The organism is Lacrimispora brassicae (assembly GCF_054772055.1).
Genome location: NZ_BRYH01000037.1, coordinates 12,620 through 24,393 on the forward strand (window position 1 = coordinate 12,620; position 11,774 = coordinate 24,393).

Annotated in this window: 11 protein-coding genes; 3 read left to right on the plus strand and 8 right to left on the minus strand. The window is 48.8% G+C overall.

Going from position 1 to position 11,774, the window contains the following annotated elements:
• Positions 1 to 73: 73 nt before the first annotated feature.
• Positions 74 to 1,384: a S1C family serine protease gene (locus ACYVD3_RS17740; RefSeq protein WP_460643819.1), complete on the minus strand. Its 1,311-nt coding sequence runs from the start codon at positions 1,382 to 1,384 to the stop codon at positions 74 to 76.
• Between the two features lie 325 nt (positions 1,385 to 1,709).
• Between ACYVD3_RS17740 and ACYVD3_RS17745 the strand changes: the two genes are divergently transcribed.
• From ACYVD3_RS17745 to ACYVD3_RS17755, 3 genes are all read left to right on the plus strand, one after another.
• On the plus strand, positions 1,710 to 4,100 hold the full coding sequence (locus ACYVD3_RS17745; RefSeq protein WP_460643820.1) for an endonuclease MutS2: 2,391 nt from the start codon (positions 1,710 to 1,712) through the stop codon (positions 4,098 to 4,100).
• A gap of 112 nt (positions 4,101 to 4,212) precedes the next feature.
• On the plus strand, positions 4,213 to 4,923 hold the full coding sequence (locus ACYVD3_RS17750; RefSeq protein WP_460643821.1) for a response regulator: 711 nt from the start codon (positions 4,213 to 4,215) through the stop codon (positions 4,921 to 4,923).
• Positions 4,924 to 6,330: a HAMP domain-containing sensor histidine kinase gene (locus ACYVD3_RS17755; protein ID WP_460643822.1), complete on the plus strand. Its 1,407-nt coding sequence runs from the start codon at positions 4,924 to 4,926 to the stop codon at positions 6,328 to 6,330.
• A 99-nt stretch (positions 6,331 to 6,429) separates the two neighbouring features.
• Here the strand turns inward: ACYVD3_RS17755 and trmL are convergent, their stop codons facing one another.
• The 7 genes from trmL to ACYVD3_RS17790 form a co-directional block, all read right to left on the minus strand.
• A complete protein-coding gene (trmL, locus tag ACYVD3_RS17760; protein ID WP_460643823.1) occupies positions 6,430 to 6,924 on the minus strand; it encodes a tRNA (uridine(34)/cytosine(34)/5-carboxymethylaminomethyluridine(34)-2'-O)-methyltransferase TrmL in 495 nt (164 codons plus the stop codon).
• A 4-nt stretch (positions 6,925 to 6,928) separates the two neighbouring features.
• Positions 6,929 to 8,098: an aminotransferase class I/II-fold pyridoxal phosphate-dependent enzyme gene (locus ACYVD3_RS17765; RefSeq protein ID WP_460643824.1), complete on the minus strand. Its 1,170-nt coding sequence runs from the start codon at positions 8,096 to 8,098 to the stop codon at positions 6,929 to 6,931.
• The gene (locus tag ACYVD3_RS17770; protein ID WP_013271088.1) at positions 8,095 to 8,577 is read right to left on the minus strand and encodes an Lrp/AsnC family transcriptional regulator; all 483 of its coding nucleotides are present in this window, start codon (positions 8,575 to 8,577) and stop codon (positions 8,095 to 8,097) included. Before ACYVD3_RS17770 ends, ACYVD3_RS17765 begins: the two co-directional genes overlap by 4 nt.
• Before the next feature lie 222 nt (positions 8,578 to 8,799).
• Positions 8,800 to 9,372: an AIR synthase-related protein gene (locus ACYVD3_RS17775; protein WP_460643825.1), complete on the minus strand. Its 573-nt coding sequence runs from the start codon at positions 9,370 to 9,372 to the stop codon at positions 8,800 to 8,802.
• A 12-nt stretch (positions 9,373 to 9,384) separates the two neighbouring features.
• Positions 9,385 to 10,878 (minus strand): VanW family protein, encoded by a 1,494-nt coding sequence (locus ACYVD3_RS17780; protein WP_460643826.1) that lies wholly within the window; start codon positions 10,876 to 10,878, stop codon positions 9,385 to 9,387.
• 59 nt (positions 10,879 to 10,937) lie between these two features.
• A complete protein-coding gene (locus ACYVD3_RS17785) occupies positions 10,938 to 11,051 on the minus strand; it encodes a hypothetical protein (RefSeq protein ID WP_024292187.1) in 114 nt (37 codons plus the stop codon).
• Positions 11,052 to 11,066: 15 nt separating this feature from the next.
• Entirely contained in the window at positions 11,067 to 11,774 is a 708-nt protein-coding gene (locus ACYVD3_RS17790; protein WP_460643827.1) for a 3'-5' exonuclease, read from the minus strand.

The window sequence follows — 11,774 nt, forward strand, 5'->3', positions numbered from 1 at the left end:
TCCAGTTGCTTCATAAACTCAAGGTTAAAAGACGTTATTCCTTCAACCTAAGGCAACAAGGAAGCCAGGACGATTACCTGGCTCCAATGGTTACCTGATACTGTATCTCTTTATATTCTTCCCTTCCATTGCGGGAAACACTCACAGGAATCACATCTCCGGTATTGGAACTTTCAAGCACTGACTGGAAGTCCTTCATGGTAATGATGGTTTCATCTCCCATGGTTTTTATGATATCACCGCACTGGATCCCGGCATTGTAGGCAGGACTGTCCGCATTCACATCAACCACATACACCCCGAGAGGCATACCGTTACTGTTCATGACAGCGCTTACCTCCTGTCCCTTGATTCCAAAGTACGGGAATGACACCCCATTGCTCATCTTTTCCAGAATGCTCTTATAATCGGATATGGCCATGGCTGCCGTCATATCCTTGTTTCCGTCATTCTTATGTTCATCAGTCACCCAGCCGATGATCTGACCGGCCGTGTTCATGAGGAAGGTGCCTGTCTTGGCATTCCCCTTCACATCGGAATACAGGATACGCGTTATTCCATCCGTAACCTGCACATTTTTCGTTATATAGGATATAAATCCATATCCAACAGAATGAACCATGCCGGCAGGGCCGCCGATGGCCACAACCAGATCCCCCTGTCTCACGGAATAGGAATTTCCCAACTCAATGGCCTTAATCTCCTCCAGCAAAGCTCTGCCCAGATCCGCCGTGGAAATGCTTACGATGGCCATTCCGGAATGCTTGTCGGTCTGCTTAATGGTTCCCTGGACCTCTGTCCCGTCGGAAAATACCACGCGGATGGCCTCTGCATCCTCCACCGCCCCATCCGGTGTCAGCACCAGAAGCTCCTGATTTGCGGAAGCGATGATCACTCCGGAAAACAGGCCGGAGTTTTCCACAGGGTTGTTAAACCAGTCTGTCTGGGTCTTAACGGAATGGACTGTGACGATTCCCTTGTCCGCCTTCTGGACCAGAGATCTTAAGTTTCCATACAGGGTATTTAAATCATCCACTGAAAATGGATATTTCTCCATGGCAGACTTTAAAATATCTTCAATGGGTTCTGTCTCCGCCACCGTAGACCCGGTCTCAGGCTCAGAAGGCACCGGTTCAGGGTCATCTTTTGGTATGGTAACAGGAACGCTTTCGCTGGTGGATCCTTTTGCAAAAAATCTTTCAGCTACAGGCCGGGATACGGCAAAAGTAACCGCTGCAACGATTCCGAAAATAACCGCAGTCGCAAAAAGGCCCAAAGCCCTTTTTAGCATATCCCTTTTTGACATGGGCTGTCTCACTATCTTTTCATTGATAAACTGACGAGGCTCGGACTTTTTATCGTCTGGCCCGTTATTTTCCGGCATACAAACCCTCCTTTGCAGAAGACCTAAATACTATTATAAGGTCCTTCGGCCCTTAATGCAAGAAAAACATGAGAACTTTGGCCCATCAGCCCAATGATCTTTCAAGATTTTTGTATTATTGGCCTTCTATGATATTTCAATTCCAAATGAATCATACTAAGGAAAGCAAGGCGGCTGATTGATCCTGTTGCAGCCCCGCCCACAGAAGCCGGCAGGAAAAGTAACCTGAGGATTGCAGTTTTCGTCCCAAATATGCTATACTGTAACAGATACTATCATCACCGGACCACAGTGTAAAGAAAGCAGAATAAATAAGGTATAATATATGAATCAGAAAGCATTAAAAACTTTAGAATATCATAAAATCATCGCACAGCTTGCCCAGTACGCCTCCTGCGACTCCGGCAAGGAGCTGTGCAGGAACCTGGTCCCTTCAACGGACTTTCATGAGATCGTAAGGGCCCAGAAGGAAACCACCGATGCGGCCACAAGAGTGCGTCAGAAGGGCAGCATTTCCTTTGGAGGCGTGAGGGACATCCGGCCTTCCTTAAAGCGCCTGGATGTAGGAAGTGCCCTGGGAATGGTGGAGATTCTTTCCATCAGCTCCCTTCTTACCACCTCAGCCAGGGTTAAAGCCTATGGACGCCATGAAGACTCGGAACTGCCGGAGGACTCTCTGGAGGAATTCTTCCGACTGTTGGAACCCCTGACCCCGGTCAACACGGAAATCAAGCGCTGCATCCTCTCCGAAGAGGATGTAAGCGATGATGCCAGTCCGGGGCTTCATCATGTAAGGCGCTCCATGCGCTCTATCAACGACAAGATCCATACCCAGCTAAACTCCATATTAAATTCCAACCGGACCTACCTTCAGGAGGCGGTGATCACCATGAGGGATGGGCGTTACTGCCTCCCGGTGAAATCCGAGTACAAATCCCAGGTATCCGGCATGGTTCACGACCAGTCCTCCACCGGCTCCACGCTTTTTATCGAACCAATGGCAATCGTAAAGCTTAACAATGACCTTCGGGCTCTGGAAATCCAGGAGCAGAAAGAGATCGAAATGATCCTGGCCGATTTAAGCAACCAGCTTGCCCCTTATCTTGAGGAGCTGGAAACGGATTTTGAAATCCTGACGAAACTGGACTTTATCTTCGCAAAAGCAGCCTTATCCAGACACTACAATGCCAGCGAACCGGCATTTAACACAAAAAGGATCATAAACATCAAGGATGGACGCCATCCCCTTTTGGACCCTTCCAAAGTGGTTCCTATCAGCATCCATCTTGGCCGGGATTTTGACCTGTTAATCGTAACCGGCCCTAATACGGGAGGAAAGACAGTTTCCTTAAAGACAGTGGGCTTATTCACCCTTATGGGGCAGTCCGGCCTTCACATCCCGGCATTTGACGGTTCTGAACTGGCAGTGTTTGACGAGGTGTTTGCAGATATCGGAGATGAACAGAGCATTGAACAGAGCTTAAGCACCTTTTCCGCCCATATGACCAATATTGTCCATATACTGGGCCAGGCAGACAGCAATTCTCTCTGCCTGTTTGATGAGCTGGGTGCAGGAACCGACCCTACGGAGGGGGCGGCCCTTGCCATCTCCATCCTGACATTCCTTCACAACATGAAATGCCGCACCATGGCAACTACCCACTACAGCGAGTTAAAGGTGTTTGCCCTTACAACTCCCGGAGTGGAAAATGCCTCCTGCGAGTTTAACGTGGAGACCCTTAAACCTACCTACCGCCTTTTAATCGGCGTGCCCGGAAAAAGCAATGCCTTTGCCATCTCCAAAAAACTGGGACTTCCGGATTATATTATCGAGGATGCAAAGACCAATCTGGAAGCAAAGGATGAAACCTTTGAAGACCTTTTGACCCACCTGGAAGAAAACCGGGTTACCATTGAAAAGGAACGGACCCAGATCGCTTCTTATAAGCTGGAAGTGGAACAGCTAAAGGCCCGTCTGACCCAGAAAGAAGAACGGTTTGATGAACGGCGGGATCATATGATACGGGAAGCCAAAGAGGAAGCCCAGAGGATTCTCCGGGATGCCAAAGAAACGGCAGACCAGACCATACGGAGCATTAACAAGCTGGCCGCAGACTCTGGCGTCAGCAAGGAGCTGGAGGTCCAGCGAAGCAAATTAAGGAACAAACTGCAGGATGTGGATTCCTCCCTTTCTTTAAAAAACGAGAAAAAACAGCCCGGAAAGCAGATCGACCCTCAAAAACTGAAGCTGGGAGACGGCGTAAAGGTTTTAAGCATGAACTTAAACGGGATTGTCAGTTCTCTTCCCAATGCCAAGGGAGATCTTTACGTGCAGATGGGCATCCTTCGTTCCCTGGTCAACCTTTCGGATCTGGAACTGCTCCACGAAGAGTCGTTTTCCCCCCCTTCCGGAAGCGATTCTAGAAAAGCCGGAAGCGGAAGCAGTTCTGCCCGCATATCCAAATCCTTTTCCATCTCTCCGGAAATCAACCTGATCGGAATGACTACTGATGAAGCCATTCCCCAACTGGATAAATACTTAGACGATGCCTACCTGGCCCACCTTCCTCAGGTGCGGGTGGTACACGGACGGGGAACGGGAGCCTTAAAAAATGCGGTGCACAAGCACTTAAAGCGGTTAAAATATGTAAAAGAATTCCGGCTTGGGGTCTTCGGCGAAGGAGATTCCGGCGTAACCATCGTTTCATTCAAGTAAAATACCCGGCTGCAGGCTGTAAGGTGTTTTATGGGCGGCTGCCAAATGGATATGCAGACATATCCACCTGGGTTGCTGCCTTCATGTGAATCATTTGAGAAAGGGGGCCATTATGGCAGAAAAACAGCGGATATTGATCGTAGACGATGACAGCAATATCGCAGAATTAATTTCCCTATACTTGTTAAAAGAATGCTATGAAACAGAACTCGTAGGCGACGGAGAGGAGGCACTCCGGGTCTTTCCGGAATTCCGGCCTCACCTGGTGCTCCTGGACCTGATGCTTCCCGGCATGGATGGCTATCAGGTCTGCCGGGAGATGCGCTCCTCCTCCCAGGTTCCCATTATCATGCTGTCCGCCAAGGGAGAGGTCTTTGACAAGGTCCTTGGCCTGGAGCTGGGCGCCGACGACTATATGATCAAACCCTTTGATTCCAAGGAGCTGGTGGCCCGTGTAAAGGCTGTTTTAAGGCGCTACCAGACGACCCCTGTTCCTGCCGCCCTTCATACGGACCATCAGGGTGATTATGTGGAATATCCGGACCTTATTGTCAACCTTACCAATTATTCCGTCATCTATATGGGCCATTCCATCGAGATGCCCCCAAAGGAGCTGGAACTTCTTTATTTCCTGGCCTCCTCCCCAAACCAGGTGTTTACCAGGGAGCAGCTTTTAGACCACATCTGGGGATATGAATACATCGGTGATACCAGAACTGTTGACGTCCACATCAAGCGGCTTCGGGAAAAGATCAAGGACCATACAGGCTGGGCTCTCACAACGGTTTGGGGGATCGGTTACAAATTTGAGGTGAAGCGCTAGATGACACATTCTCTCTATTATAAATTCATCCTGGGCTATCTGCTGTTCGGTCTCCTTGGATTTGTGACCATTGCCACCTTTTCCTCTGAGATCACGGACCAATACCTCCTTGGCCGCCGTTCCGAATCCCTGTATGACGAGGCCACTCAGATCGCCTCCTCCTACAGCGGCATGTACTATGGCAGGGATATGAGCCTGTCCTCCTCCTATCCGGAGCTTGTTAAGGAGGCCAATTATCTTCACGCCCAGATATGGATCGTGGACCGGCAGGGCAAGGTGGTATCGGACAGCGCTCAGTCTGACAAGCAGGGACAGGTCATTGAAAACTTTGACCCTACCTTTATGGGCAACAAATCCTACATCATCGGCGACTACTATCATCAGTTCTCCTATGATGTCTTAAGCGTCCATGCGCCTATTACGGGAAACTACACCACCCACGGCTACGTGGTGATCCACCTGCCCTTATCCTATTTGAGAATGGAGAGAGATGGAATTTTAAACATCGTCTATGTTACATCGGCGGCGGTGTTCGGCCTTTCCCTGATCATCCTCCTGGTCTTTACAAAAAATGTTTATTTTCCTCTTAAAAAAATCACGGCCGGAGCAAACGAATACGCTCAGGGAAATTTAAAGCACCACATTGAGGTGCATACGAGAGATGAAATGGGCTATTTAGCCGCAACCCTTAACTATATGTCCACGGAACTTGGCAAGATGGAGGAATATCAGAAAACCTTTATCGCCAATGTTTCCCATGACTTCCGCTCCCCTCTGACCTCCATCAAGGGCTATCTGGAAGCCATCCTTGACGGAACCATACCGCCGGAAATGCATGAGAAGTATTTAAACAGGGTCATTTCAGAAACTGACCGTTTAAATAAGCTGACCCAGGGGCTTCTGACCCTTAATTCCCTTGACAGCAAGGGGTATTTGAACCGCACCAGCTTTGACATCAACCGGGTCATTAAGGATACGGCTGCTTCCTTTGAAGGAACCTGCAATGAAAAAAACATCACCTTTGATTTAACTTTTTCTGAAAGTATTCAGATGGTTTATGGGGATCTTGGAAAAATACAGCAGGTCCTCTATAATCTCATAGACAATGCCTTAAAGTTCAGCCATGCAGATTCCACCATCTATATACAGGCTTCTGGAAAGTATGAGAAGATTTTTATTTCCATTAAGGACACGGGAATCGGCATCCCAAAGGAAAGCTTGAAAAAGATCTGGGAGCGGTTCTATAAAACAGACTTATCCAGGGGAAAGGATAAGAAGGGGACAGGCCTTGGCCTTGCCATTGTCAGAGAGATCATCCAGTCCCACGGAGAAAATATCGATGTGGTCAGCACGGAAGGGGTTGGATCGGAATTCATCTTCAGCCTGCCAAAGGCCGGCACCCCATGATGAGAGCCGTTTTCCTGACTGCAGCGAAGAAAAAAGCAGTAATAAAAACCGGGCAGTCTTTTCTTATGAACAAACAAGAAAAGACTGCCCGGTAATTTTTTATTCCTTCCACTGAAGGTTGTGAAGCTCCCCCTTCATGGTCATACGTTCAAAGCCGTTCTGCCTTAAAGCCTCATACAGCACAATGGAAACAGAATTGGATAAATTTAAGGATCTGATATCCCCCCACATAGGGATCCTGACACAGCGGTCCTGATTCTTTAAAAGGATCTCTTCCGGAATTCCGGCGCTCTCCTTGCCAAACATGAGGAAGCAGTCCGGTTCATATTCCACCTCTGAATACACATGAAGCCCTTTTGTTGTAGCCATATAGATCCTGGCTCCTGGATTTCGGTCCAGAAAGTCCTGATAATCGCTGTACACGGTCACATCAAGCTTATCCCAGTAATCCAGCCCGGCGCGCTTGATCAGCTTGTCATTGAGCTTAAAGCCCAGAGGCTCGATCAAATGCAGCTTTGTACCCGTTGCCACACAGGTCCGTCCGATGTTTCCTGTATTGGCAGGCATCTCCGGTTCCAATAATACAATATTCATATGCTTACGCTTTTTCCTCCAGTCTCTTGATAAATCGGCCCATGCGGCTTAATGCCTCCTTAAGATTCTCCAGGGAGTATGCATAAGAAATGCGCAGGTACCCTTCTCCGCAGTCACCAAAGGCAGTCCCCGGCACCACTGCCACCTTTTCTTCCCGAAGGAGCCTGGTGGCAAATTCATCGGAGGTCATACCAAACCGCTTGATGGATGGGAACGTATAAAATGCACCATGAGGCTCAAAGCACTCCATTCCCATTTCCTTAAACGCATGCATCAGATAACGGCGTCTCTGGTCATAGGATTCCCGCATCATCTGAACATCCTTATCTCCTTCACGCAGGGCAGCTACCGCAGCATACTGGCTGGTGGTAGGCGCACACATGATGGCAAACTGGTGAATCTTTAACATCTGCTCCAGGATCCCCCTGGGAGCAGCGGCATAGCCAAGACGCCAGCCGGTCATTGCATAGGATTTGGAAAAGCCGTTAATGAGCACGGTTCTGTCCCTCATTCCGGGAAATGCGGCAATGGTAGTATGGTCGCTTCCGTAGGTGAGCTCCGCATAGATCTCATCGGATATTACAAATAAATCCTTCTCTGTTACGATTTTAACGATCTCCTCCAGCTCCTCCGCTTTCATAACAGCTCCCGTAGGGTTATTGGGGAACGGAAGCACCAGCACCTTGGTCTTTGGAGTGATCTTTTCCAGCAGCTTTTCACCGGTCAGCTTAAACTGGTCCTTTGCTTCCAGGTCGATAATAACCGGAACGCCGTTTGCCAGAATGGTGCAGGGAACATAGGAAACATAGCTGGGCTGTGGAATCAGCACCTCATCCCCCGGATTTAACATGGCCCGGAGGGCAATGTCAATGGCTTCACTGCCGCCCACTGTCACCATGACTTCATGGTCCGGGTCATATGTAACAGCAAAGCGCCGGCTTAAATAACTGCATATTTCCGTCTTTAATTCTTTTAAACCTGCATTGGAGGTATAAAACGTCCGCCCTTTTTCCAGAGAATAGATTCCCTCCTCCCTGATATGCCAGGGCGTGTCAAAATCAGGCTCTCCCACACCCAGGGAGATGGCATCCTTCATTTCACTGACTATATCAAAAAACTTGCGGATCCCTGAGGGCGGAATCTCTACGATTCGATCTGATAATGGATTTCTCACGGCGTAATCAACATCCTTTCATCGGTTGTCCCTTCAGCAAGAACGGTTCCGTGGTCCTTATACTTCTTTAAAACGAAATGAGTGGCCGTGCTAAGCACCGATTCCATGGGAGACAGCTTATCCGATACAAACTGGGCGACCTGTCTCATGGTCTTTCCCTCTATGAAAACCGTAAAATCAAAGGCGCCGGACATGAGATAAACGGCATTCACCTCGCTGTACTGGTAAATGCGTTCAGCGATCTTATCAAATCCCATACCTCTCTGAGGAGTGACCTTGACTTCAATTAATGCCATAACCTTTTCATCACTGGTATTATCCCAGTTAATCAGGGTGTGGTAACCGCATATGATATGTTCTTTTTCCATTTCGGCGATCTCATTGGCAATGGCGGTCTCACTTTCTCCTAAAAGAATCGCCAGATCCTTTAAATCAATCCTGCTGTTTTTCTCAATAATTGCCAATATCTTTTCTCTCATATCCTGCCTCCTGATTTCCTAATTATTGTCCATGCTTTTTGGACATAGAGGTATGCCCGCAGGGCGTTCCAAATTATTGTCCACGCTTTCTGGACATAAAGGTATGCCCACAGGGCGTTCCTAATTATTGTCCACGCTTTCTGGACATAGAGGTATGCCCACAGGGCGTTCCTAATTATTGTCCACGCTTTCTGGACATAGAGGTATGCCCGCAGGGCGTTCCTAATTATGTGGTAAGACCTTATACAACTCATCCTCTGAGGGCCGGTCAAGATAACCGGCATTTTCTCCATGGTCGATGATCCGTTTAATGTCTCCCGTCACCTTCCCGATCACAGCGGCGTGGATCCCCTGCTCTTTTAGAGCCTGTACCAGATCCCCTCCGTTATCCGCTGAAAAAACCAGGCAGCCTGTTGAGAAAAGGCGGTACGGATTTAAATCGTACCGCTCACAAATCTCAATGGTTTCCTGTTTCACCGGAATCCTGTGAAGAGAAAACCGGATTCCCGTCATGTAAGCACCGGACAAGTCCCAAAGAGCCTTTAAAATCCCGCCCTCTCCTGCCGGTTCACATTCGGCCGCACCAAACTTCTTCCACTTCTCCAAACCGCCTTCCGGCGCAATATTTCTGTTTTCCAAAATCTGTTCTATATAGTCCCTGGAAAACCATTGATACAGTTCTTCTTTTTTATTTTTTACGGTTTCTACCGTTCCCCAAAGCCCGGCATATCCGGCTGCAACAAGATCCTGCCCCGGCCTTAGGGTTCCGGCATTTTCCCTTTCGATCCGTCTCATATGCTTACCTGCCTACACTCCCGGCCCTGCCTCAGGCTGGATGTCTTCCGGCATCTGAGCCACTCCCGGCCCTGGGGCCACAGTTTCTGCCGGAGCTGTTTCCTGGGGCGTTACTGCCGGCGGTGTTTCTGCCGGAACCCCGGGAGTCTCAGGCACAGCTACCGCAGGAGCGGCAGGACCGATCTTTATAATGGCCTTTGAAGGGTTATAAGTATCCGTGTGAAGGATCTCCCGGCTCTGTTCTACGCCATCCACATAAATCACCTTCCACAACCTGGACTTCATCCCCCTGTGTGCGGACTGTACCTGCTTTCTGCTTCCCGGAGGCATGGCAGGATCCACCACTTCCTTGGGTGCGCCCGGATCCGTTACGCTTAAAGTCTCAGAAACAAACTCAAAGGTCCTGTTTGCAGGCCTGGTTTCTTTTCCGTAGATGGTAAAGGTAAGGGTTTTTCCGGAAGTATAGCCCTCAACATAAATAGGAGTGCTGTAATTGTTGGAAAATTTAATGTCCTTGTAGGTACCTGCAATGGCCGCATCCTCAGAAGGCTTTACATAGCCTACAACCATGGAGTGGTTCTGCCTCTGGCCGACTGCCAGCTCTGCCCGAAGCACTGCATTGTAAAGAGTGGTTGCGATCTGACATACTCCTCCGCCTACACTGTCCACCACCTGGCCGTTCTCATAGGCCGCTGCCGTAGCATAGCCATTGGCCAGGGTAAAGGGATGCATACATTCGTAACCGGACAGGGTTTCCCCCGGCATGAGCACCCGGCCATTGATCTTGCCCACGCCTACTTGCAGATTTTTGGATCTGGAGGCACCGCTGGAAGAAAAGCTGGTGGAGAAGCTTCCAAGCACATCATTTATAGTAGATAAGTCTTCCGTGGCGACCCCGGGCTTTACCTCTGAAACCACTGCAGTGGCCGTTACCGGCTCCCCAAGCCCATTGGCAAGGGCCGCATCAAGAGCCTGTTTGGTGGCCATCACATCCACGTTTTTTCCAATGGCAGAGGGAGTCACAATAAATGCCCCTTTGTCCCGGACTATGGTCGCATTCTTTGGTTCCACAATTGCCTGGGAGCATTTCTCCGCAACAAAGGCCGCCACTCTCCCATCGTCAAGAGCCGTTTCCAAAGGAATGATCACATGGTTCTGCTCGATATCCTTCTTATTCAGATACCGTTTGATCAGGTTGCCTCCCTGCCAGGAAGATGCGGCCTGAGCCACTGCCTCCGGATTGCTCCAGTGAAAGCCCAGCTCTTTTGCCACAGTTTCCACCGGCTGTCCGTCAACGATCAACGTTATCTTCTGATTCTCCATTTCATTTACCAGGCCCTGGATCTTTTGGCTGGCTTCTTCTTCCGTCATGCCCCCCAGATTATATTCTCCCACATATATCCCATCTGGAAGGGTATCAGCCATGACATAGGTGGGGGAGAGAAATCCAATTCCCGCTGCAAATACAACCGCTGCCAGGCTCATGGACAAAGTCTTCTTTTTCATATTCATTCCTCATGCTCTGTTGCTGTGCCTGTATGCTGCCAATACACCTCTTCCATTGCTTACATAAACTGAAGCATCATAGGAAGCACCATAGCAACAATCAGTAAAATAACTACCAGGATCAAAACTACTGATAAAAATTTTCTGTTGTTTTTATTGTTAAAGTTAATCATATCGTATCACCTCTCTTATATTCTTCCATACTGTGCTATGATTTTATCCGTAATTCTCGATATTTCATTTCTGGACAAATGCTCCGTTTGCACAGATAAAACTATTTTATGATATTTTAATAAATCCTGCAAGTGTTCTTTTTGCCTTTTTGAGGCCGACTGCTCCTTTTTTGTCTTATAAATCAAAGGCTGGGAGACGAAAGACTCCGGAAATTCCTTCCTGTACCGCTTTGCCATCTCCTGATACAGCCCGTGAGCTGCGTTTGCATCTGCAAGTGCCCGGTGGCTCAAGGTCTGTGGGATCCCAAAATATCCGCAGGCAGCCCCTAAATTTTTCTTCTCATCAGAAGGCATAAATCTTCTTGCCAGTTTCAGGGTATCGATCCCCTGGCGTTCAAAGCCGTAGCCTTTATTGATTGCCGCGCGTTTTAAAAAGCTGTAATCAAAAATCACATGATGTCCCAGGACCGGCAGGCCGCCAGCAAATTCCAAAAATCCCCCAATCACCTCTCCGATCCCCGGAGAAGCTTCCAACTGACGGTCACTGATGCCCGTAAGAATGATCACCCGGGACTCCAGCTTCCTGTAAGGGTTGACAAAGGTTTCAAAGCGCTCTCTTACCTGCCCTTCCACAACCTTCACCGCCCCTATTTCAATGATCTTATCCAGCTTTGGATCAAGACCGGTGGTTTCCAAATCCACGGCAATATAGGACGATACCAA